Below are 21560 nucleotides of genomic sequence, written 5' to 3'. Positions count from 1 at the left end.
TCAGAATTTGGAACTCTCCATTCTCGAAATTAGGATGGTTACATGCGCGCCTCCCTCGTCCCCGCCGCCCTTCGCTATGTCGAGCAGGTCGCGCGCTCCGGCTCGATCCAGAAGGCCGCGCGCGAGCTTCATGTCGCGGCCTCCGCGATCGACCGGCATATCCTGTTGCTGGAGCGGGACTTCAACATGGAGCTGTTCGAGCGGCTGCCGCGCGGCATGCGCCCGACCGCGGCGGGCGACGCCATCATCGCGCTGGCGCGGAACTGGCTGGCCGACGAGCGCCGCGCCGCCGCGGACCTGCGCCAGCTACAGGGCGTCGATCAGGGCCACACCCGGCTCGTCGTGATGGACAGCCATGTCAACGGCTTCCTGCCGCGATTGATCCGTGGCCTCAATGCCGAGCACCCGGCGATCTCACTCGATGTCGAAGTCGCGAGCCCCGACGCGGCCCTGACCGCGCTGGCCGGCGACGCCGCCGATATCGCCGCGGTCTTCAACCTTGTCCCGCGCCGCGAAATCCATGTGCTCTGGAGCGCGGCGCTGCCGGTCGGCTGCGTCGTCGCGCCGTCGCATCCGCTGGCGAGCGCCGAGTCCGTCAGCTTCCAAGAGGCCTCGACCCACCGCATCGCCCTGCAGAGCCGCGCCCTGACGATCCGGCGCTATCTCGACATGCACCATGGCTGGCTGTTTTCCGACCCGCGCCGGGCCGTGGTCACCAACTCGCTCCAGCTGGTGAAGCAGCTCGCGCTTGAAGGAGAATATCTCGCCTTCACCTCGGAGCTCGACACCGCGCCGGAGCTGATGAACGGCTCGCTGGTCTTCCTGCCGATCCGCGACACGGCCGTCGAGCCGCAATCGGTGAGCGTCGCCATCGATGCCCGCCGGCCGCTCTCGCGCGTCAGCCGGATCGTCTCGGAATGGCTGATCGCGGAGATCGCCGGTTGCCTCGCGGCGGTTCGCGCCAGGGTGAGCCAGACCACGGCCCTGTAGTCAGGCGCCGTTCTTGATCAATTCCCGCGCGATGATGGTGCGCTGGATCTGGTTGGTGCCCTCGTAGATCTGGGTGATCTTGGCGTCGCGATAGAGCCGCTCGACCTCGAAACCACGGATATAGCCGGAGCCGCCGAAGACCTGCACGGCATTGGCCGTCTGCGCCACCGCCATGTCGCTGGCGAAGCATTTGGCCATCGAGGAGGCGGAGGTCGCGGGCTTCTCGTGGTCGATCAGCAGCGCGGCGCGCTCGACCAGCGCTCGGGCGGCGGCGATATCCTTGGCCATGTCGGCCAAGAGCCATTGCAGACCCTGGTTGTCGAGGATCGGCTTGCCGAACTGGCGCCGGTCGCGAGCGTAGCCAAGCGCTGCCTCCAGCCCTGCCTGCGCGATGCCTACCGCCAGCGAGGCGATGCCGACACGGCCCTTCTCCAGCACGCTCATCATGATGTGGAAGCCGCGCCCCTTCGGACCGAGCAACGCCTCGCGCGGCACCGTGACACCATCAAACGTCAGCGCGCCGACCTGGCTCGCGCGCTGGCCCATCTTGTGCTCCTTCGGCCCGCGCGAGACACCCGGCACATGCAGATCGACCAGGAAGATGCTCATGCCGCGATGGCCTGCTGACGGGTCGGTAGAGGCCAGCACGAAGCCGAGATCGGCAACGGGCGCGTTGTGGATCCAGAGCTTGCCGCCGTCGATGACATAGCCCTCGGCGGTCTCTCGCGCCGTGGTGCGGACATTCGAGAGATCGGAACCCGCCTCCGCTTCCGTCAGGCAATAGGCGACGCGGGTTTTCCCGGCGAGGATGCCGGGCAGGCGCTTGAGTTGCTCCGGCGCGCCGTAGCGGGTCAGCAGCGTGCCGATCAATTCGACGAGGCCACACTGGTCGGCGACCGAGGCATAGCCGCGCGACAATTCCTCCATGACGATCGAGTAGGCGTAGGTATCGAGACCGGCGCCGCCATGCCCTTCCGGCACGGTGATGCCGAACAGGCCGAGCGCGCCCATCTGGCGGTAGATATCGGCCGGGAAGGTCTCGTCACGGTCGAGATCGGCAGCGGCCGGCCTGACGACCTCCTCGGCGAAGCGCCGGGCGGTCTCACGGATCTGGTCGTAGATATCGGCATCGAGCAGGAGAGCGTGCATGACCTGCCCTCCCCTCAGGCGACGCCGTTGAGGGCGCAGAGATGCGTCATCCGCCGCGCCGCCAATTCGGGATCGATCAGAAGCCCCGACTGGTCCGCGAGGCGGAAGAGGTCGGCATAATGCAGGATGCCGCGCGCCGACTCCGCGCCGCCGACCATCCTGAAATGGCTCTGGAAGCCGTTGAGCCAGGCGAGGAAGACGACACCGCATTTGTAATGCTGCGTCGGCGCCTCGAAGAGCCGGCGCGAGAGCGCGACGGTCGGATCGAGAATGGCGCGGAACCCGGCGCGGTCGCCCGCCTCCAGCCTGGCGAAGGCAGCGGCAGCGGCCGGCGCGATCGGGTCGAAGATGCCGAGCAGGCCATGCGAGAAGCCCTGCTCGTCGCCGCCGATCAACTCCGCATAGTTGAAGTCGTCGCCGGTATACATGACGACGCCCGCCGGCAGGCGGCGACGCATCGTGATCTCCTTGCCGGCGTCGAGCAGCGAGATCTTGATGCCGTCGATCTTGTCGGCATGGTCGCGGATCAGGGTGAGCACCGTCTCCATCGCCGGCTCGAAATCGCGGCTGCCCCAGTAGCCGGCGAGCGCCGGATCGAACATGTCGCCGAGCCAGTGCAGGATCACCTTGCCGCGGCACTGGCGGATCAGGCGGCCATAGACGGCGAGATAATCGTCCGGCCCCTTCGCGACGCGGCAGAGCGCGCGGCTCGCCATCAGGATGATCTTGCCGCCATGCTCCTCGATATGGCCGATCTGCTCCTCATAGGCGCGGATCACGTCATCGAGGCCGCGGGCACCTTGCGGGGCGAGCTGGTCGGTGCCGGCGCCGCAGGCGAGATCGGCGCCCGGCGTCGCCTTGGCCTCGGCGAGGACGCGAGTGATCAGCTCGGCGGCGTTCGGCCAGTCCAGCCCCATGCCGCGCTGGGAGGTGTCCATCGCCTCGGCGATCTTGAAGCCGAGGCCCCAGAGATGGTGCCGGAACGCCAGCGTCGCGTCCCAGTCGACGGCCGGCTCGCGCCAGGGATCGACCAGCTTCAATGGATCGGCGACGACATGGGCGGCGGCATAAACGGTGCGGACGCCGTTGGCCTTGGCCGTCTGCGGGAAAGGCGAAGGCGGCGCCAGCCTGTAGCGCTCGCTGCTGCCATCCATGCGGGGCAGGCTGATCTCGACCATCGCTTCCTCCGGTGAATTATTGGAACGTTCCAATAATGAAACGCGTTTCCAGCCTTATACAGAGCGAGAAAAAGCTTTGAAAGAGGCATATTGCGCAACGATCCATTCGCTGATAATGGAACGTTCCAAGAAAAGAACAGCGCCACGCGCATCAGGGACGAAACCATGCCGCAGCCGCAAGGCAGCAAGGGAAAGGTGACGATCATCGAGATCGCGGACGCCGCCGGCGTCTCGAAATCGACGGTCTCGCTCGTCCTCACCGGCCGCGGCGCGGTGAAGCCCGAGACCCGCCAGCATGTCCTGCAGACCATGGATCGGCTCGGCTATGTCTATAATCGCGGCGCCGCCAATCTGCGCAATGCGCAGTCCCGCATCGTCGGCCTCGTCCTGAACGACCTCTCCAACCCGTTCTTCGCCGAGTTCGCCATCGGCGTGGAGAAGGTGCTGCAGATGGCCGGCTATGTCGCCTTCATGGCCAACACCGCCGAGAGCGTGGTGCGGCAGGAGCAGGTGATGCGGATGATGCGCGAACACGGCGCCGGCGGCATCATCCTCTGCCCGGCGCTGGATACGCGGCCCGAGCATCTCGACTGGGCCAAGGCAGCCGGCACCGCGCTGCTGGTGGCGATCCGCCGACTGCCCGGCGCCGATACCAGTATCGTCGTTCCCGAGAACCTCCTTGGCGCCAGCCGCGTCACCCGCCACCTGATCAATCTCGGCCATGAGCGCATCGCCTTCCTCGGCGGCATGCATTCGATGGTGGTCCGGCAGGAGCGCCATGGCGGCTTCCTCTCGGCGATGGAAGCGTCCGGCCGCAGCGTCGATCCCGCGCTCAATCTCGAGAGCATGCCGACGCGCGACGGCGGCTTCAGCGCGATGAGCGCGGTGCTCTCGCTCGCCGACCGGCCGACCGCGGTCGTCTGCTACAACGACGTCACCGCGATCGGCGCGATGCTGGCGGCCGCGCGCCACGGTCTCGTCGTCGGGCGCGACATCGCGATCGTCGGCTTCGACGACACCAGCGAGGCGCGCCATGTCTCGCCCGCGCTGACCACCGTCGCGGTCGATCCCGTTGGCCTCGGCGAGCGCGCCGCCGCCCTCCTGCTGAAGCAGATCAACGATCCCGCCGCGGAGCCGGAAAGCTTCATCGGCCCCGCCCATCTCGTCATCCGCGAATCCTGCGGCGCCTATCAGCGCGCGCTCGCCGCCGCCGGCTGAACCCTTTCCGAAGAGACGTAACCCATGGCCTTCCCCCGCATCCTCTCCGCCGACGAAGCCGCCGCCCTGATCCCGGACGAGGCGATCGTCACGGTCTCCTCCTCCTCCGGCCTCGGCTGCCCCGATGCCGTTCTGGCGGCGATCGGCCGGCGCTTCGATGCGTCCGGCCACCCGCGCAACCTGACGACGCTGCATCCGATCGCGGCCGGCGACATGTGGGGCGTCAAGGGCGTCGACCACATCGCCAAGCCCGGCCTGCTGGCTCGGATCATGGGCGGCTCCTACCCGTCCGGCCCGTCCTCGGCCGAGCCGCCCGCGATCTGGAAGATGGTCACGGGCAACGAGATCCCGGCCTACAACATCCCGAGCGGCATCCTGTTCGACATGCACCGCGAGGCCGCAGCGAAGCGTCCGGGCGTGCTGACCAAGATCGGCATGGAGACCTTCGTCGACCCGACGCATCAGGGCTGCGCGATGAACGCCCGCGCCATGGCCGAGCCGATCGTGTCGCGCGTCGAATTCGACGGCGAGGACTGGCTCTATTTCCGCAGCATCGTGCCGAAAGTCGCAATCATCCGCGCCACCACGGCGGACGAGCGCGGCAACCTCTCCTACGAGCATGAAGGCGGCCTGCTCGGCCCGCTCGATCAGGCGCTGGCAGTGCGCAACAATGGCGGCATCGTCATCGCGCAGGTGAAGCGCGTGGTCGAGGCCGGCAGCCTCAACACGCAGGCCGTCTTCGTGCCCGGCATCCTCGTCGATGCGATCGTGGTCGCGCCCGACCAGATGCAGACGACGCAGACCGTCTACGACCCCGCCATCTCCGGCGAGGTGCGCCGGCCGCTGTCGAGCTTCGAGACCCCGGCCTTCGACGTCGCCAAGGTCATCGCGCGCCGAGTTGCGCAGGAACTGCGCCATGGCGACGCCGTCAATATCGGCTTCGGCATCTCGGCCAATGTCCCGCGCATCCTGATCGAGGAAGGCCAGCATGGCGCGGTCACCTGGGTGATCGAGCAGGGCGCCGTCGGCGGCGTGCCGCTGCTCGAATTCCAGTTCGGCTGCGCCTCCAATGCCGAAGCCATCGTCCCCTCCCCCTACCAGTTCACTTACTTTCAGGGAGCGGGCTTCGACCTGTCGCTGCTCTCCTTCCTGCAGATCGACCGGCAGGGCTGCGTCAACGTCTCGAAGCTCGGCGTGCGTCCGCATGTCACCGCCGGGGCCGGCGGCTTCATCGACATCACCGCGCGGGCCAAGCGCATCGTCTTCTCCGGCTATTTCAGCGCCGCCGCCAAGCTCGCGATCGCGGATGGCAAGCTCGTCATCGAGAAGGAAGGCAAGGTGAAGAAGCTGGTCGAGGCAGTCGAGCACATCTCCTTCTCCGGCCCTCGTGCGATCGCCCAGGGCCAGGACATCACCTATGTCACCGAGCGCTGCGTGATGAAGCTGACGGCCGAGGGCATCGTCGTCACCGAGATCGCGCCGGGCGTCGATCTGGAGCGTGACATCCTCGCCCAGAGCGAGTTCCCGCTGCTGGTGCCGAAGCCCCCGAAGCTGATGGACGCCGCGCTGTTCAATGAGGCCCTCATCGGCCTCGATCTCCCTGCGAGGGCGGCATGAGCGACCCCGTCCGCCTCGACATTGCCGCCGGCATCGCGACGATCACGCTCGCCCGGCCGGAAAAACTCAATGCGCTCGACGATGTCATGGTCGGCCTGCTCGGCCGTTTCGCCGACGCCGTCGACGCCGACCGCTCGGTGCGCGCGGTCATCCTGACGGCTGAGGGCAAGGCCTTCTGCGCCGGCGGCGACATCGTCGCCTGGGGCGGATTGTCTCCGCTGGAAATGGGCCAGGGCTGGGTCCGCTCCGGCCACCGCGTCTTCGACAAGCTGGCGCGGATGAAGCCGCCGGTCATCGCCGCGATGAACGGCCATGCGCTCGGCGGCGGGCTCGAACTCGCCGTCACCGCCGATATCCGCGTCTGCGAGGTTCAGGCCAAGATCGGCCTGCCCGAGACCGGGCTCGGCATGATCCCCGGCTGGTCGGGCACGCAGCGTCTCGTGAAGCGCCTTGGCGGGCAGGTCGCGCGGCGCCTTGCGCTCACCGGCGAGATCGTCACCGCCGAGCAGGCGCTTTCGCTCGGCATCGTCGATCAGATCGTCGAGAAGGGCGGTGCGCTCGCGGCAGCACAGGCCATGGCCGAGCGCATCTGCCAGCGCGGCCCGGTCGCGAACCTCATCGTCAAGCAGCTCATCAACGCCGCCGAGGACGAGGATAGCGGCGCGATCATGGAGACGCTGGCGAGCTCGCTCGTCTCCTATACCGACGACGTGAAGGAAGGCGTTGCAGCCTTCCAGCAGAAGCGCACGCCGACCTATCGGGGAGAATGAGATGACGCGTCCCGTCGCCCTCATCACCGGCGCAAGGCGCGGCATCGGCCGCGCCATCGGCGTGGCGCTGGCCAAGGCCGGCCACGACATCGCCTTCACCGATATCGCCGAGGACGAGGCCGTCACCGAAGCGTTGAGGCTGTTCGAAGCGGCTGGCGCGAAGGCGCGCTTCTTCAAGCACGATGTCGCGGCCGTCCCAAGCCATGCCGGTCTCGTCGCGGGCGTGAAGGCCGGTTTCGGTCGACTTGATCTCTTCGTCTCCAATGCCGGCATCGGCGCGCCCATACGCGGCGACATGCTGGAGATCACGGAGGAGAGCTTCGACCTCGTGATGGACATCAACCTGCGCGGCGCCGCCTTCCTGAGTCAGGAAGTCGCCAGGGCGATGCTGGCGGACAGGCCGGAACGGCCGGCCATCGTCTTCATCACCTCGGCCTCGACCGAGCTCGTCTCGATCGACCGGGCGCAATACTGCGTCTCGAAGCTCGGGCTTTCGATGTGGGCGAAGGCACTGGCGGTCAGGCTCGCGCCGGAGGGCATTCCGGTCTTCGAGGTCCGGCCGGGCGTGATCCGCACCGACATGACCGCCAAGGTCGCCGCCAAATACGATGCGCGCATCGCCGACGGGCTGATCCCCGCCGGACGCTGGGGCGAAGGCGAGGATGTCGCGGCCGCGGTCGCCGCCCTGACCAGCGGGCAATTCGCCTATGCGACGGGGACAGTCATCAACGTCGATGGCGGCTTGCTGATCCCACGTTTGTAGCAAGACTGGACCGACAACACCGAGAAGCGGGCGCCAAGCCGGCCGGATACTCACGGAGGACAGGATCGATGCAGGCTGTTGAGCAGCGGAAGCCCCGGAGGGGCCTGCCCGCATGAGCTATGAGTTCGATTTCGCCGACGTCTTCGCGGCCTGGCCCGAATTGCTGCAGGGTCTGTTCAATTCGCTCGTGCTCTCGGCGCTGGCGATGGCGATCGGCATGGTGGTCTCGGTCGCCGGCGCGCTCGGCAAGACCTCGGGCCCGAAATGGCTGGTCTGGATCATCGACGAATATATCGAGCTGATCCGCAACACGCCGTTCCTGATCCAGATCTTCATGATCTATTTCGGCCTGCCCTCGCTCGGCCTGAAGATGACCTCGAACACGGCGGCGCTGCTGGCGCTGGTCGTCAATGTCGGCGCCTATGGCATCGAGATCATCCGCGCCGGCATCGAGAGCATCCAGAAGGGGCAGATCGAGGCCGGCAAGTCGCTGGGCATGCGCCCGCTCCAGATCTTCCGCTACATCATCCTGAAGCCCGCGATCCAGGCGATCTACCCCTCGCTGACCAGCCAGTTCATCCTGCTGATGCTGAACACCAGCGTCTGCTCGGCGATCGCGGCGAGCGAGCTGACGGCGGTGGCCGGCGACATCCAGTCGCGCACCTTCCGCAGCTTCGAGGTCTATTTCGTCGTCACCTGCATGTATCTCGGCCTTTCCGTCTTCTTCTGGACGGTCTTCGCCGCCATCGAGCGCAGCTTCCTGCGCAAGCCAACCCGGTGAGGTGAGACGATGCGCACACTCGGCTCCCCCGACATCATCTACATCCTCATGGCGGTGCGCTGGACGCTGCTGCTCTCGCTCGTCGCCTTCCTCGGTGGGGCGCTCGGCGGCGCGCTGGTCGCGCTCGCCCGCACCGGCGAGTACAAATGGCTGAGGGTCGCCTCGGCCGGCTACATCAAGGTCTTCCAGGGCACGCCGCTGCTGATGCAGCTCTTCCTCGCTTTCTTCGTGCCGGGTCTGTTCGGCTGGTCGGTCGATCCCTGGACGGCGGCCGCGCTCGGCCTCTCGCTCCATGCCAGCGCCTTCCTCGGCGAGATCTGGCGCGGCGCCATCGAGGTCGTGCCGCGCGGGCAATGGGAGGCTGCGACCTCGCTCGGCCTGCGCTACGCCCCGAAGATGGTGCTGATCATCGCCCCGCAGGCGATCCGCATCGCGATCCCGCCGACGATCGGCTTCCTCGTGCAGTTGATCAAGGGCACCTCGCTCGCCTCGATCATCGGCTTCGTCGAGCTGACGCGCGCGGCTCAGATCATCAACAACGCCACCTTCCGGCCCTTCACGATCTTCGCGCTGGTGGCGCTGGTCTACTACGTCATCTGCCGGCCGCTCTCGGCCTACAGCAAGCGAATGGAGCAAAAGCTCCTCGTCGCCGCGCGCTGAGCGCGGCTACGCAACACGAAGCCCACCCTCAGAGGAGAACGACCCATGTCACTGTTTAAATCGATTTGCCGCCGCAGCCTCGGCGCGCTCGTCTTCGCCGGCCTCGCCGCCGCAGCTCTCAACACCGCGCCTGCCCAGGCCGCCACGCCCGACGAGATCAAGTCACGCGGCAAGCTGATAGTCGGCGTGCTGACCGATTACCCGCCCTTCGGCGGCACCGACGCCCAGCAGAACCCGGCCGGCTACGATGCCGACGTCGCCGCCCTGATGGCCAAGGCGCTCGGCGTGAAGCTGGAGCTCGTGCCGGTCACCGGCCCGAACCGCATCCCCTATCTGCTGACCAACAAGGTCGACGTGCTGATCGCCACCTTCGGCATCACCGCCGAGCGCCAGAAGCAGGTGCTGTTCTCCAACCCCTACAGCACGCTGACGATCTACGTGCTCGCCCCCAAGAGCCTGAACATCAAGACGGCGGAAGACCTGAAGCCGGTCACGATCAGCGTCGCGCGCGCCTCGACCCAGGACACCGCGATCAGCGCCGTCGCGCCGGCCGGCACGCCGCTCAAGCGCTTCGACGACGATGCAACCGCGCTGCAGGCCCTGATCTCCGGCCAGGTCCAGGCGATGGGCGCAAGCAACACCATCCTCGCCCAGCTCCTCAAGGACTACCCGCAGCTCAATATCGAGCCGAAGATCACGCTGCGCGAGCAGGCCAACGGCATGGCCTTCCGCAAGGCCGACACGGCGCTGGCCGAGTTCTCGAACAAGTTCATCGCCGAGATCGAGGCCAATGGCGAGCTCTCGAAGATCAACCAGAAGTGGTTCGGCATCCCGCTGCCGAAGCTGCCGGCGATGCCGCAGTTCTGATCATGCCTGACGGGTGCCCGGCTTCGCGCCGGGCACCTCTTTCGACTGTCATCCAGAACGGTTTTTGCAGATGTCCGCGACAGCCCCGTCCGCCACCGACCATGAGATCGGCGACGTGATCATCGAAATGCGCAAGGTCGACAAGTTCTATGGCGACTTCCATGTCCTGCGCGATATCGACCTCACCGTCTCGCGCGGCGAGCGCATCGTCATCTGCGGCCCCTCGGGCTCGGGCAAGTCGACGCTGATCCGCTGCCTGAACCAGCTCGAAGAGCACCAGAAGGGCGAGATCGTCATCGACGGCACCACCGTTCATGCCAAGCTCAAGGGCATCGAGGACATCCGCCGCGAGATCGGCATGGTGTTCCAGAGCTTCAACCTGTTTCCGCACCTGACCGTGCTGGAGAACTGCACGCTGGCGCCGATGAAGGTGCGCGGCACGCCCAAGGCCGAGGCCGAGGTGACGGCCCGCAAGATCCTGGAGCGCGTCCACATCCCCGAACAGGCGCATAAATACCCGGTGCAGCTCTCGGGCGGGCAGCAGCAGCGCGTCGCGATCGCCCGTTCGCTCTGCATGAACCCGAAGATCATGCTGTTCGACGAGCCGACCTCGGCGCTCGACCCCGAGATGGTCAGCGAGGTCCTCGACACGATGGTAGAATTGGCCGAGAGCGGCATGACCATGATCTGCGTCACCCACGAGATGGGCTTCGCCCGCAAGGTCGCCGACCGCGTGATCTTCATGGATGCCGGCGAGATCGTCGAGATAGCGCCGCCGGAGCAGTTCTTCTCGGCGCCGCAGAACGAGCGCACGCGCAAGTTCCTCGGACAGATCCTGCACCACGCCTGACGGCCCGTCTCCGGTGCGGGGAAGGCTGCGCGCACTCTGCAACCTGGAATGGACCCCGCTTGTGCGGAAATCGATCCGATAATAGAGGAATTGGGCCGACCATCATCACCGAGAGAGCGCAGTGACGGCAGCCCCGTTCCCGATGATGCGACTGCGGACGGATGATGTCCCGCGCCGGGAACAGATGGCCTTCGTGCACGACTTCGTCGCGCGCCATGTCGGCGGGCTGGAATTCCGCCCGGCCGACCGGGACAATATCCGGATCGATATGGAAGCCATGATGCTGCCGGGCGGGCTGACCGTCGGCCGCGGCCTTTATGCGCCGATGCATGGCGCGCGGACGCGCGGCCTGCTTCAGGACGGCCGCGAGCACTATCCGCTGACGATCCATAACGAGGACCACGAGGTCGCCGTCGATGGCGGCAGGATGGTCAAGGTCTCGGCCGGCGATGTCCTGCTCCTGAACGAGGCGGTCTGCTTCGAGTTCTGGCAGGGCAAGCCGATGTCGGTCGACGTGCTCTCTCTCGACCAGCGGCGGCTGGCGAGCCTGGCACCGCGCGTCGCGCTGGAAGCGAGCTATGTCATACCGGCGGCATCGGCATCGCTGTCGCTGCTCTCCGGCTATGTCGAGATGCTGCGCCGTCATCCGCCCGGATCGGTCAAGGCGAGCGAGATCGCCTCCCGCCATGTCTACGACCTCGCCGCCCTGGTCCTCGACGGCTTCGTGCATGGCGGCGCCGAGCGCAATGCCCGCAGCATCGCGGCGGCGCGGCTGAAGCTCGTGCGCAAGGATATCCTCGAGCGGCTTGCCGATCCCGGCCTCGGGATCGAGGCGGTCGCCCGGCGCCAGGGCATCACGCCGCGCTATGTCCAGCGCCTGTTCGAGACAGAGAAAACGACCTTCTCGGACTTCGTGCGCGACCAGAGGTTGGACCTCGCCTTTCGCATGCTTCGCGAGCGCGATCCCGCCTCCTGTACAATCACGACCATCGCCTTTGATGCCGGCTTCTCCGACGTCACCTCCTTCAACCGGGCCTTCCGGCGGCGCTTCGAGGCGACGCCCTCCGACGTCAGGGCCAGCGCCCTGAAAGGCTGATTCAAGCTAGGCTTTTGCAATCCGGCCGCGGAAAAACCGCTGCTTTGTTCGCCGGCTGCAAAATCTGTTCGCCGCGATCCGAGACGGCCCATCCTCCCCCGCCATAGCGTCCGCCCCCTCTGAACGGTGGGGGAATGGCTCCTACTTCGTCGAAGCCGGAGCCCTCGCATGACGATCGCACCGTTTGCGATGCAGCGGCTATCGACGGAAGAGATTCCGCGCGGCGAGCGGATGGCCTTCCTGCATGATTTCATGGCCCGGCATGTCTGGAGCGGGCGGCGGCTGCTCCCCGCCGACAACGACACGATCCGCGTCGATCTCGAAGCGATGGCGCTGCCCAGCGAGCTTCTCGTCTCCCATGGCCGCTTCACGCCGATGCGTGGCATCCGGGCGCGCGACCAGTTGCAGGACGGCCGGCAGAACTACGTCTGGACGATCCAGGACGACGAACGCGAGATTTCGGTCGCGGGCAAGCCGCCGATCAGGATCGGCGCGGGCGATCTCGTGCTCGTCAACGAGGGCACCTGCCACGAATGCTGGCACGGCCGCTCCACCTCCTTCGATTTCGTCTCGCTCGACCGCCGGCTGCTGGTCGCCCGCGCGCCCCGCATCGATCTCGACGCGAGCTACGTGATCCCGGCGGCGACGGAGGGCATGTCGCTGCTGAAGGACTATGTCGCGTTGCTGCGCCGCAATCCGCCAGGCTCGGTCAAGGTCGCCGAGGCGGCGGCGCGCCATGTCTACGATCTCACGGCCCTGGTCCTCGCCGGCGTGGTGCGCGGCGGGACCGAACGCAACGAAAGCAGTATCGCAGGCGCCCGCCTCAAGCTCGTGCAGAAGGACGTCCTCGAACGCCTCTGTGATCGCGATCTGCAGATCGAGGCCGTGGCACGGCGCCAGGGCGTCACGGTGCGCTATGTCCAGCGCCTGTTCGAGAATGCCGGGACGACGTTTTCGGACTTCGTCCGCGGACAGAGGCTCGAACACGCCATCCGCCTGCTGAAGGAGCGCGACCTCGCCTCCAGCACGATCACCACGATCGCCTATGATGTCGGGTTCTCCGACGTCTCCTCGTTCAACCGCGCGTTCCGCAAGCGCTTCGACGCCACGCCTTCCGAGTTCCGGGCGGATATCCTGAGTCGCCGCGCCGCCCTCCCGAAAGGCGAGGAATGACTCGGATGAAGGCGCGCGATGCCGGTCTGCCGCTGACGAACCGTCATTCCCTGAAAAATACCCGGCGCGATGTTCGTTTCCTGCAAAGCCCCTTCGCTCCCCGCGCAGACGGGCAAGCCACCCTCTTCCTAAGGTCCGGATCGAATTGCGCGAAAGCGCTGCTCCGCTTTGCCGAATGGGCCGTGCCGACAGCCTTCATTCTCGGCCTTGGAAGGGATTTCGAGTGCTGTCGATTTCAAGCGCCCGCAAGCACGGTGCCGCCGCCGCGCGCCGCCCGAAGCGCCGTCTCCTGTCTGCCGTGCTCTGCGCCGGCTTCCTGTTCGCCGCCGATCCCGCAGTGGCCCTGACGCGCGACGAGGTCGCCAAGGTCGCGGAGCTCATCGCCGCGCTGCAGCCGGGTTTCGGCTCCTTCGCCTATGACGAGGAGATCGTCGGCGAGTGGTTCGAGCGCGATTCCGCCGAGCGCGGCCTGATCCGGGCTGCGGGCTTCACCGCCGAAAGCTGGAAGATCGCGGTCAGCGAAACCTTCCGCGGCCTCGCCGCGCTCGCACCCCAGAGCGAGATCGACGCGCTGCGCGCCAAGCTCGATGCCGGCGCGAGCGGCCTCGTCGGGTTGAACGCGGCCCAGAAGGCGGAGGCCTTGCAGGCACCCCGGGTGGAATTCGCGCGGATGCTGGCGTTCCGCGCCGAGGGCGCGCGCTTCGCCGACACCGTTCGCCCGCTCGCGCCGCGCCTGAAGGCGGTCCTCGACAGCAGCTCCGACTGACGCCCGGCCATCACCGCCGGCCGACACTCATCTCGCTTGTCCCAAAGGCCCATGATGAAAACTGCTTCCCCGAAGCGCCCCGTGCGCAGCCATGTTCTCCGCAGGACGAACCTCCTCTCGGCAACCGCGCTCGTCGCGGCCGGCACGCTGGCTGCGCCCTCCGTGCAGGCGAACTCCGTGCTCGACACCGTGAGCGGCACCTATACGGATGCCATCACGGTCGGAGCGACGGATTCGATCCGGACCCAGGCCGGCGTCAACGCGGTCTTCGAGGGCACAGTCACCTATAGCGACCCCGCCGTCGGTTATCTCTTCCTCGGCGATACCTCGGCCAATAACGGCACCATCGTCTTCGCGCCGACCAGCATGGTCGGCACGCTCGGCTACGACTTTCTCGACATGACCGGCGGCGTGGTCCGTTTCGGCAGCAATGCGGCCCGGACCTTCTACAGCCAGTCAGGAACCGGCCTGTTCGTCTCCGGCGGCACGTTCGATCTCGGCGGCACCAGCCAGACTGTCCATACCCTGGGCCAGCTCGGCGTGAGCGCCGGCACGATCACCAATAACGGCCCCGGCGCCGCCACCTTGACCATCACGAACAGCATCGATTTCAACGGAGCGATCACCGACGGCGCGGGCGCGCTTGGCCTGCGCCTGCAAGGCAGCGGCACCCAGACCCTCGGCGGCAACAATACGTATTCCGGTGGCACGACCCTGGCCGCCAGTTCGCTGCTGACAGTGGCGCATTCCAATGCGCTCGGCACCGGCGCGTTACGTTTCGAGGGGCTGGGCAGCACGCTTGCGCTCAACGATACCATCTCGCTCGCGAACGACATCAATCTGGCAGCGGGAGCCACCGCCGTCTTCACCGTCGGCAGCGGTACAGGCCGGCTGATGGGCGACATCGCCAGCAACGGGGGCGACCTGTTCAAGGACGGCAACGGCGAACTCGTCCTCGGCGGCGCTGTCGATGTCGGCCGCATCTTCCTCAATCGCGGCAGCCTGACCTCGGCCGCGCCGCTCGGCGGCAACATCTCCGATACGGCATCGATCATCGTCTCCCGGAACGCGACCTTAAACGTCCAGGGCAACGAGAAGATCTACGAGGTCATCGGCACCGGCCAGGTGGCACTTGCCAATGGCGCGCAGCTGACGCTCGGCCGCGACGGCAGCGGAGGGCTGGACTACTCGACCAGCTCCAGCAACCTGATCACCGGCCAGGGCTCGCTGCGCAAGGAAGGCGACAACCGGCAGACACTGCGCGGCGCCAACACCTATTCCGGCGGCACCACGCTGGCGGCCGGTACGCTTCGGGCGGGACTAAATGGCGGCCAGTTCGGCTCCGGCCTCGCCGACCATTCCGCCAAGGCCAACTTCAATGTCAGGTTCTGAGGACTGCATGGATCATCGTTCCCGCTCCCTCATCCTGACGAATATCGTGACGTTGTTCCCGATCGCCGAGCAGGCGGACGCGATGTTCGCCAACCGGCTGCTCGAAACCTACCCGGAGGTCTATCGGCTCTTCGCCCTGGAGCTCGAACCGCAGGAGCGCAGCCTCGTCCTGACGCTCAGGCTGATGTTCGGGAATTCCCGGCACTTCGGAGAAGTCCTGCCGATCGTGCAGGAACTCTCCCGGTCCCACAGGATCGGCCGCCTGATCGAACCTCACTATCAGGCTCTGGCCGGGACGCTGCTGTGGACGCTCAGGCGCAGTCTCGGCGCCGGTTTCACGATCGAGGCCGAACTGGCCTGGCAGCGCGCACTCGAAGGACGTCCTGAACCGGCTTTCGCGCCCTCGAAAGCCGAAGGCCGAAAGGCGATCGCATGACCGGCTCCCCGCTTCGCATCCTCGGTTCCATCGGCCTGGCGGCACTTGCCGGCTTCAGCCCGGCCGCATCGGCCACGGGCCGGGGCGTTGCCCCGGAGACGCCGCGCATCGAGCTCGCCCAGGCTCCCGCAGGAGGACAGGCCACGGTCGCCGGAGCGGCGCTGCCCGGCGGCGCATCCGCCCTCAACGAAACCTACAAGGACTGGCGCGTCGTCTGCGCCCAGCAGGGCAGCGCCAAGCGCTGCGTGCTCAGCCAGATCCAGGCGCAGCAGAATGGCCAGCGCGTGCTCGCCATCGAGCTCAATGCGCCGGCGGGCCATGCCGTCGCCGGCGTGCTCGTGCTGCCCTTCGGATTGTCGCTCGATTCCGGCGTCGCCTTCCAGATCGACGAGAAGCTGACGGCTCAGCCGATGCGCTTCCGCACCTGCCTGCCGAACGGCTGCCTCGTCGCGGTCAGCTTCGATGCACCAACGGTCACGGCCTTGCGAACGGGCACGGCGCTGAAGATCAAGGCGACGGCCGATGGCGGCGCCGCCGCGCCGTTCTCGATCTCGCTCCAGGGCTTCGCGACCGCCCTCGATCGCGTGATGGCGCTGTCGCGCTGAGGCCGGAAGCTGCGTGCCGGCCTCAGCGCAAGACGCATCGAAGATCGGCGCTCCCCCCGAGACGCAGTCAGGCCCTCAGCTCGGTCGACCTGATCGCGTATTTGAACGTATCCGGATCGAGGCAGTCGAGCAGCGCTCCCGCGACCTCCGCCTGCGGATACATCAGGAATCCGACCTTGTGCCTTGAGCCCGGCAGGACGAGGTCGTGCGCGACATTGTAGCCGAGCCAGTTGCCTTCCCAGGCGCCGAACAGCGCCTGCCGCGCCGCGACGACCTTCGGATCGTCGACCGTATTGTTTCCCGGGGGCTCCTCGAGCACGACCTTGCGGACATCCGCAGGATCGGCAGCCACCCAGCCATAACCGTCGAGCCAGATCTCCGCCCGGCAGTGCTGGGCCTTGGTGATGACATCCGACCCCGCCCCGAGGCTTTTGTAGCCGAATTTCGAGGGTGCGACGCGGATGCCGTAGATGTCTCGGGCCGGGATGCCGACGCTGCGGACCAGCGCGACATAGAGCGCGTTCAGATCGGCGCATTTGCCGCTCAGGTTGCCGGTCCGCAGCATCGAGGCGACGTCGCCTGTGCCGCATCCCCGGGTCTTGGCATCGCGGAAGGTGTTCGCCACGACCCATTCATAGATCGCCCGCGCCCTGTCGAGATCGCCCGTCTTGCCGGCAGCCGCCTTCTCCGCGGTCTCCCGGACGATGCCATCGGTCGGCATCAACTCTGTCGCCTCGAGATAGAGCTTGCGATCGTTCTCTCCCAACGCCGGCACCGCGGATTTCGCCGCGAGGTCCTCGGCCCGGTCGCGCAGCGAGAAGCCGCTGCGGACCTCGACGCGGGGCGCGGTCTCGCCATCCTTGAAGACAAGGTGCAGGAGCTCCGCACCGTATTTTGGATCCCGGACGATCTCGGCGGACAACGCATTGGTCTCCCAGCTGCTTTTGCCAGGCTTGATCCACTCGTCCTCCCGCACCGAGGGCAGTGGAATCCAGGCCTGGGCCTTGCCGTTCGCCGGCAGATCGAGACGCGTCGCCACCTCGAAATCACGCCAGGCCCCGGGCTTCGGCGCGAAGGCCGCCGCCTGCGCATCGGCAGCACGAGGGAGTGCCAAAGCGGCTGCAGCGCAAGCACCGGTCTTCAACATGTCGCGACGGCTGATCATGGCGGCGTCTCCTTTTCCCCTCGGTTGCTTTTCGGTGGTGTGGCAGGCAAGGCCGCAAGCGCCGCCGCAACCGGCGGGCTCGTCCAGTCGAGCGGTTCATCGGCTTTGAAGGCAGGCCTGAGATCGCGATCGAGCACGAAGCTCGTCGGCAGGCCCTCGACCTGCCAGGTCTTCATCGCACTGCGGTCGCGGTCGAGCAGGATCGGAAAGGCGACGGGACGATCGCGGAAGAAATTGCGCACCCGCGCATCGACCTCGCCGACACTGATCGCGAGGATGGCAGGGCTGCCCTTCCTCGCGGCGGCAAGCGCGTTCAGCGATGCCATCTCCGCGATGCAGGGCGCGCACCAGGTGGCGAAGAAATGAACGATGACAGGGGTGCCGCGAAATTCGGCGAGATCGATGCCGGGGCCGTCGAGCTGGCTGAGCACGAGCGCCGGCACCGTCTCGGCGGGCCATGGGCGGAATTCGTCAGCCGTACTGGGTGTGCCGGCGGCCAGCAGCGTGACAGCGGCCAGCAGAATTCGCCGGAGCAGCTCCGGCCTGCAACCCAGTCGATGAGCGCCCCGAAACTCGGGAGCCTTGACGGCAGCCACGCCGCATCTTGCGGGCAAGGTTCGGGAAACGTCAATTTCGACTTTTGATGAGACGAACGAAGGCAAAGCGACAGCGGCTGAGCCGAGAGGCAGTGGCATGCTTCGCCGCAAGATCAGGCTAGGTCAAAGACGGTCATAGTTTCAGGGCTTTGTGAACGAAGCAGAAATTGGTGGGCCGGACAGAACTGAAGTGCCATCGTCCTAGACGTCAAGGCAGTGCACTGCTCCGTTCCAGGCGAATGCAACGCGAGCAGTTGTTTCGTGACCGAGATCATTGCTTCGCTCAGGCCCCGGCGACCTCTCGCCTGAGCCATTCTGTGAACGCCGTCGCCGCCGCGTTGGCATCTGCTTTCCGGGGTAACACCAACCAGTATCCGAGCAAAGGCGATGTCACCGGCTCCGGCAGCGGCGCGACGAGGACGCCGCGGCGGAGATAGTCGGCAACCAGGAGGCCTCGCCCCATCGCGATACCCTGGCCGTTCGCCGCTGCTTGCAGAACGATGTTGTAGTCCGTCAGCTGCAATCTGCGGCCGGTGGCGAGTTCGATGCCCATCTGCCTGGCCCAGACCTCCCACTCGGTCGGGCGCTGGCTGAACAGCAGCGTGTGGCCGTGGATATCCTCGGGCGCAGCAAGCGGGTTGCGCGCGGCCAATGCCGGACTCATCACCGGCATGAGCCGCTCGGTGGCGAGAAGCTCGCAACGCAAGCCAGGCCAGTCACCCTCTCCGAAGCGAATGGCGATGTCGGCCTCTCCGGTCTCGAGGCTGGCCCGGCGCAGCGTCGGATCCAGCACCAGCTCGATCTGCGGATTGGCGGCACGGAAGGCTTCCAGCCGGGGCAATAGCCAGTTCGCGGCGAAGGACGGCAGCAGGCTGACGCGCAACCGCTGGCGTGGCGCATCCGCACGGACCGCGCGTGTACCCTCGGCGACCAGGGAGAAGGCGCGCGAGACGCTGTCGAGATAGCGCTCGCCGGCCGCCGTCAACGCGACGCCGCGGGCCTTACGCACGAACAGCACGACGCCGAGCGACTGCTCCAGGGCACGGATATGGTGGCTCACCGCGCTCTGCGTGATCAGCAGTTCTTCCCCCGCGCGGCGAAAGCTCAGAAGCCGCCCCACGGCTTCGAAGGCGCGCAAGGCATGAAGCGGCGGCAGATCGGCGGAGGAGCGCATGATGTCAGACCGTTTCGGCGAGCATGCCTTGAGTCTCTAAGGCAGCTCCGACTCATGAGCCAGATCGATTGCAACAGGGCGATGCTTCGAATTGGTCAGCAGGGATCGCAGGCGTCATCGTTGCCCATCGAAAGGATGACGCCATGAAGATCACCGACCGCCTGCGGGCTCTCGGATATGCACTGCCGGCCTCCGCGGCTCCCGCCGCAAACTATGTCTCGGCGACGCGGGCCGGCTCCACCCTGTTCATCTCAGGCCAGATCGCGCAGGACGATGGGCGGATCCACCGCGGACGGCTCGGCGCCGAGTTGTCGGTCGAAGAGGGGTGCACGGCCGCAAGCGCAGCCGCGCTCAACGTCATCGCCCAGATCGCGGCTGCGACGGAGGGACGTCTGGCCGACGTCGCCCAGGTGCTCAAGCTCGGCGTCTTCATCGCCAGCACGCCCGATTTCGCTGAACATTCCCAGGTTGCGAACGGCGCCTCGGATCTGCTCGTGCAGGTTTTCGGCGACGCCGGGCGCCATGCCCGCTCGGCCATCGGCGTCGCCGCGCTGCCACGCGGCGCCAGCGTCGAGATCGAGGCGATTGTCCAGCTCGCGGTTTCGCCATGACGAGCGGTTTCGATATCGAGGCGCTGCGGGCCGCCACACCGGGCTGCGCGACGAGCGTCCACTTCAATCACGCCGGCGCCTCCCTGATCTCCGCCGCGACCCTTGCTGCAATCACCGGCCATCTGGAGCGGGAGGCTGCGCACGGACCGCACGAGGCAGCAGCCGCCGTGCAGGACAGGCTGGACGCGGCCAGGGCCGATGCGGCGCGCCTCTTGAACGCCTCGATCGCAGAGATCGCCTTCACGCCGAGCGGCTCGGCCGGCTGGGGCCTTGCTTTCTCGGCTCTCGCCCCGTTGCGTGCTGGCGACCGCCTTCTCGTCGGTCGCCAGGAATGGGGCGGCAATCTCGCGACGATGCAGGCCGCGGCCGATCGAACCGGAGCCCGGATCGAGGTCATTCCCTGCCGCGCAGACGGTTCGGTCGATCCTCAGGCGCTCGCTGCGATGCTCGACGAGCGCGTCCGGCTGATCGCATTGACATGGCTGCCCGCCAACGGCGGATTGATCAACGATGCGGCGGCAATCGGCCAGGTCGCGCGCGCCGCCGGCATTCCCTATTTCGTCGATGCTGGCCAGGCGCTCGGACAAATCCCGGTCGATGTCGAGGCGATCGGCTGCGACGTGCTGAAAGGCGCCGGGCGGAAGCATCTTCGCGGACCCCGCGGGACGGCGATCCTCTATGTTCGCCAGTCTTTCCTGCCGCAACTGAGGCCAGTCTTCCACGACGTCCTCTCCGCGCCCTGGACGACGCAGGGGCCCGCGCCGCGACGCGACGCCAGGATCTTCGAGACCAGCGAGGCTCCCATCGCGCTGCTGCTTGGACTTGGCAACGCGTTGCGCGAGGCATTGGCGCTCGGTATCCCATCGATCCGCGCCTGGATCGACCTCGTCGCGACCCGGATACGCTCAGAGCTGGCTTCGATCGGCGGCGTGACGATCCGCGACCTCGGACAGGAACGGTCCGGCCTGATTTCGTTCACGATCCGCGATCTCGACGCGAACGAGGTCAAGAACCGCCTGGCAACGCTGGGGGTTGCGGTCGGCGCCAACGGGCCGGCCTATACGCCCTTCGACATGCAGGCGCGCGGGCTTGCCGGAATCGTACGTGCATCGGTCAGCTATCTCACGAGCGAAGGCGACATCGCTCGCTTGATCGAGGCCGTCGCCGGCTTGGCTGCCGAAGCCCGGTCAAGCGCGAGCAACTAGCCACCCGGGGCGATCATCGATGCGCAGGCGGCGAGCCGTCCAGAGCAGACTCAGGCTGCCGCTTTTGGAACGCCGCAAACAGACCGGATTGAGGACCAAAATGTCCCACCGGCACAATCCTCTGGCTAAGGCATTGATCTGAAACGGAATGGTGGGCCGGGCCGGAGAGCCTACCACCGTTTCGAAGCGCCTTTGACTATAGGAACTGCGACGAATGAAGAACGCACAATGTCACACCCATATGGCTCAGATAAATCTATCTGTCCACATTCCGGACGACGGCTGAGTCCTAGTCGATTCCTCGTAGTCAATAACTATCGATTTAAGGGCCGTTTTTCCGACAGATTTTTCCGTACAGACATCTAAAAGGACAAGCTGATTAAAGTCCCCCGTACCCGCCTTGTGACGCGTCGGATTCGGTCCCTTCGTATAAGGGGAGAGGACAAGATAAATAAGTAATATAATAACAGATTATTATCTAGCCAATAAACTAGGTAC

At 66.5% G+C, this 21560-nt stretch carries 22 protein-coding genes; 17 read left to right on the top strand and 5 right to left on the bottom strand.

Annotated features, from left to right (window positions below):
- Nucleotides 1-42: 42 nt before the first annotated feature.
- Complete coding sequence (locus tag NUV79_RS02420) at nt 43-990, top strand: LysR family transcriptional regulator (protein ID WP_257731474.1); 948 nt, start codon at nt 43-45, stop codon at nt 988-990.
- Here NUV79_RS02420 and NUV79_RS02415 read toward each other — a convergent pair whose 3' ends face one another.
- Both NUV79_RS02415 and NUV79_RS02410 read right to left on the bottom strand, forming a co-directional pair.
- Nucleotides 991-2139, bottom strand: coding sequence for an acyl-CoA dehydrogenase family protein (locus tag NUV79_RS02415; RefSeq protein ID WP_257731473.1), 1149 nt, complete (start codon nt 2137-2139; stop codon nt 991-993).
- A 14-nt stretch (nt 2140-2153) separates the two neighbouring features.
- Nucleotides 2154-3317, bottom strand: a complete 1164-nt coding sequence (locus NUV79_RS02410) for a dihydrodipicolinate synthase family protein (RefSeq protein WP_257731472.1) — start codon at nt 3315-3317, stop codon at nt 2154-2156.
- A gap of 165 nt (nt 3318-3482) precedes the next feature.
- Between NUV79_RS02410 and NUV79_RS02405 the strand changes: the two genes are divergently transcribed.
- The 14 genes from NUV79_RS02405 to NUV79_RS02340 all read left to right on the top strand — a co-directional run bounded on the left by NUV79_RS02405 (nt 3483) and on the right by NUV79_RS02340 (nt 16311).
- A complete protein-coding gene (locus NUV79_RS02405) occupies nt 3483-4535 on the top strand; it encodes a LacI family DNA-binding transcriptional regulator (protein WP_257731471.1) in 1053 nt (350 codons plus the stop codon).
- Nucleotides 4536-4559: 24 nt separating this feature from the next.
- The gene (locus tag NUV79_RS02400) at nt 4560-6152 is read left to right on the top strand and encodes an acyl CoA:acetate/3-ketoacid CoA transferase (protein WP_257731470.1); all 1593 of its coding nucleotides are present in this window, start codon (nt 4560-4562) and stop codon (nt 6150-6152) included.
- Nucleotides 6149-6922: an enoyl-CoA hydratase/isomerase family protein gene (locus tag NUV79_RS02395; protein ID WP_257731469.1), complete on the top strand. Its 774-nt coding sequence runs from the start codon at nt 6149-6151 to the stop codon at nt 6920-6922. The genes NUV79_RS02400 and NUV79_RS02395 overlap by 4 nt, the downstream gene beginning before the upstream one ends.
- 1 nt (nt 6923) lies before the next feature.
- A complete protein-coding gene (locus tag NUV79_RS02390) occupies nt 6924-7685 on the top strand; it encodes a 3-ketoacyl-ACP reductase (RefSeq protein ID WP_257731468.1) in 762 nt (253 codons plus the stop codon).
- Nucleotides 7686-7797: 112 nt separating this feature from the next.
- Nucleotides 7798-8466 carry an amino acid ABC transporter permease gene (locus tag NUV79_RS02385; protein ID WP_257731467.1) on the top strand — a complete coding sequence of 223 codons (669 nt, stop codon included), beginning with the start codon at nt 7798-7800 and terminating at the stop codon, nt 8464-8466.
- A 9-nt stretch (nt 8467-8475) separates the two neighbouring features.
- On the top strand, nt 8476-9126 hold the full coding sequence (locus NUV79_RS02380) for an amino acid ABC transporter permease (protein ID WP_257731466.1): 651 nt from the start codon (nt 8476-8478) through the stop codon (nt 9124-9126).
- A gap of 45 nt (nt 9127-9171) precedes the next feature.
- Nucleotides 9172-9993, top strand: coding sequence for a transporter substrate-binding domain-containing protein (locus NUV79_RS02375; protein WP_257731465.1), 822 nt, complete (start codon nt 9172-9174; stop codon nt 9991-9993).
- Nucleotides 9994-10120: 127 nt separating this feature from the next.
- Nucleotides 10121-10843 carry an amino acid ABC transporter ATP-binding protein gene (locus NUV79_RS02370; RefSeq protein WP_374678703.1) on the top strand — a complete coding sequence of 241 codons (723 nt, stop codon included), beginning with the start codon at nt 10121-10123 and terminating at the stop codon, nt 10841-10843.
- Nucleotides 10844-10964: 121 nt separating this feature from the next.
- Nucleotides 10965-11939: a helix-turn-helix transcriptional regulator gene (locus NUV79_RS02365; RefSeq protein ID WP_257731464.1), complete on the top strand. Its 975-nt coding sequence runs from the start codon at nt 10965-10967 to the stop codon at nt 11937-11939.
- Nucleotides 11940-12107: 168 nt separating this feature from the next.
- Nucleotides 12108-13112: a helix-turn-helix transcriptional regulator gene (locus NUV79_RS02360; RefSeq protein WP_257731463.1), complete on the top strand. Its 1005-nt coding sequence runs from the start codon at nt 12108-12110 to the stop codon at nt 13110-13112.
- A 223-nt stretch (nt 13113-13335) separates the two neighbouring features.
- On the top strand, nt 13336-13878 hold the full coding sequence (locus NUV79_RS02355; protein WP_257731462.1) for a hypothetical protein: 543 nt from the start codon (nt 13336-13338) through the stop codon (nt 13876-13878).
- 81 nt (nt 13879-13959) lie between these two features.
- Entirely contained in the window at nt 13960-15270 is a 1311-nt protein-coding gene (locus NUV79_RS02350; RefSeq protein ID WP_257731461.1) for an autotransporter-associated beta strand repeat-containing protein, read from the top strand.
- A gap of 7 nt (nt 15271-15277) precedes the next feature.
- Nucleotides 15278-15706: a globin family protein gene (locus NUV79_RS02345; protein WP_257731460.1), complete on the top strand. Its 429-nt coding sequence runs from the start codon at nt 15278-15280 to the stop codon at nt 15704-15706.
- On the top strand, nt 15703-16311 hold the full coding sequence (locus NUV79_RS02340) for an invasion associated locus B family protein (RefSeq protein ID WP_257731459.1): 609 nt from the start codon (nt 15703-15705) through the stop codon (nt 16309-16311). The genes NUV79_RS02345 and NUV79_RS02340 overlap by 4 nt, the downstream gene beginning before the upstream one ends.
- Before the next feature lie 67 nt (nt 16312-16378).
- On the opposite strand, the gene NUV79_RS02335 is transcribed toward NUV79_RS02340, so the two are convergent.
- From NUV79_RS02335 to gcvA, 3 genes are all read right to left on the bottom strand, one after another.
- Nucleotides 16379-17476: a transglutaminase-like domain-containing protein gene (locus NUV79_RS02335; protein WP_257731458.1), complete on the bottom strand. Its 1098-nt coding sequence runs from the start codon at nt 17474-17476 to the stop codon at nt 16379-16381.
- Nucleotides 17473-18171 carry a TlpA disulfide reductase family protein gene (locus NUV79_RS02330; RefSeq protein WP_257731457.1) on the bottom strand — a complete coding sequence of 233 codons (699 nt, stop codon included), beginning with the start codon at nt 18169-18171 and terminating at the stop codon, nt 17473-17475. Before NUV79_RS02330 ends, NUV79_RS02335 begins: the two co-directional genes overlap by 4 nt.
- Before the next feature lie 184 nt (nt 18172-18355).
- Nucleotides 18356-19246: a transcriptional regulator GcvA gene (gene gcvA, locus NUV79_RS02325; protein WP_257731456.1), complete on the bottom strand. Its 891-nt coding sequence runs from the start codon at nt 19244-19246 to the stop codon at nt 18356-18358.
- Between the two features lie 143 nt (nt 19247-19389).
- Here gcvA and NUV79_RS02320 point away from each other — a divergent pair, with 143 nt between their 5' ends.
- Both NUV79_RS02320 and NUV79_RS02315 read left to right on the top strand, forming a co-directional pair.
- Nucleotides 19390-19857 (top strand): RidA family protein, encoded by a 468-nt coding sequence (locus NUV79_RS02320; protein WP_257731455.1) that lies wholly within the window; start codon nt 19390-19392, stop codon nt 19855-19857.
- Complete coding sequence (locus NUV79_RS02315) at nt 19854-21062, top strand: aminotransferase class V-fold PLP-dependent enzyme (protein ID WP_257731454.1); 1209 nt, start codon at nt 19854-19856, stop codon at nt 21060-21062. The genes NUV79_RS02320 and NUV79_RS02315 overlap by 4 nt, the downstream gene beginning before the upstream one ends.
- Nucleotides 21063-21560 lie beyond the last annotated feature (498 nt).

Source organism: Allobosea sp. 47.2.35, from assembly GCF_024655635.1.
GTDB lineage: Bacteria > Pseudomonadota > Alphaproteobacteria > Rhizobiales > Beijerinckiaceae > Allobosea.
Note: the sequence above shows the minus strand (reverse complement) of the source record. Positions and strands in the feature narration are given on the sequence as shown.

Bases quoted from the DNA above. Each gene is read 5' to 3' on its own strand.
- NUV79_RS02375 (WP_257731465.1), top strand. From the start codon at position 9,172: ATGTCACTGTTTAAATCGATTTGCCGCCGCAGCCTCGGCGCGCTCGTC.
- NUV79_RS02360 (WP_257731463.1), top strand. From the start codon at position 12,108: ATGACGATCGCACCGTTTGCGATGCAGCGGCTATCGACGGAAGAGATT.
- gcvA (WP_257731456.1), bottom strand. From the start codon at position 19,246: ATGCGCTCCTCCGCCGATCTGCCGCCGCTTCATGCCTTGCGCGCCTTC.
- NUV79_RS02335 (WP_257731458.1), bottom strand. From the start codon at position 17,476: ATGATCAGCCGTCGCGACATGTTGAAGACCGGTGCTTGCGCTGCAGCC.
- NUV79_RS02380 (WP_257731466.1), top strand. From the start codon at position 8,476: ATGCGCACACTCGGCTCCCCCGACATCATCTACATCCTCATGGCGGTG.
- NUV79_RS02415 (WP_257731473.1), bottom strand. From the start codon at position 2,139: ATGCACGCTCTCCTGCTCGATGCCGATATCTACGACCAGATCCGTGAG.
- NUV79_RS02330 (WP_257731457.1), bottom strand. From the start codon at position 18,171: ATGCCACTGCCTCTCGGCTCAGCCGCTGTCGCTTTGCCTTCGTTCGTC.
- NUV79_RS02385 (WP_257731467.1), top strand. From the start codon at position 7,798: ATGAGCTATGAGTTCGATTTCGCCGACGTCTTCGCGGCCTGGCCCGAA.
- NUV79_RS02390 (WP_257731468.1), top strand. From the start codon at position 6,924: ATGACGCGTCCCGTCGCCCTCATCACCGGCGCAAGGCGCGGCATCGGC.
- NUV79_RS02420 (WP_257731474.1), top strand. From the start codon at position 43: ATGCGCGCCTCCCTCGTCCCCGCCGCCCTTCGCTATGTCGAGCAGGTC.
- NUV79_RS02340 (WP_257731459.1), top strand. From the start codon at position 15,703: ATGACCGGCTCCCCGCTTCGCATCCTCGGTTCCATCGGCCTGGCGGCA.
- NUV79_RS02395 (WP_257731469.1), top strand. From the start codon at position 6,149: ATGAGCGACCCCGTCCGCCTCGACATTGCCGCCGGCATCGCGACGATC.
- NUV79_RS02405 (WP_257731471.1), top strand. From the start codon at position 3,483: ATGCCGCAGCCGCAAGGCAGCAAGGGAAAGGTGACGATCATCGAGATC.
- NUV79_RS02410 (WP_257731472.1), bottom strand. From the start codon at position 3,317: ATGGTCGAGATCAGCCTGCCCCGCATGGATGGCAGCAGCGAGCGCTAC.
- NUV79_RS02400 (WP_257731470.1), top strand. From the start codon at position 4,560: ATGGCCTTCCCCCGCATCCTCTCCGCCGACGAAGCCGCCGCCCTGATC.
- NUV79_RS02315 (WP_257731454.1), top strand. From the start codon at position 19,854: ATGACGAGCGGTTTCGATATCGAGGCGCTGCGGGCCGCCACACCGGGC.
- NUV79_RS02370 (WP_374678703.1), top strand. From the start codon at position 10,121: ATGCGCAAGGTCGACAAGTTCTATGGCGACTTCCATGTCCTGCGCGAT.
- NUV79_RS02320 (WP_257731455.1), top strand. From the start codon at position 19,390: ATGAAGATCACCGACCGCCTGCGGGCTCTCGGATATGCACTGCCGGCC.
- NUV79_RS02345 (WP_257731460.1), top strand. From the start codon at position 15,278: ATGGATCATCGTTCCCGCTCCCTCATCCTGACGAATATCGTGACGTTG.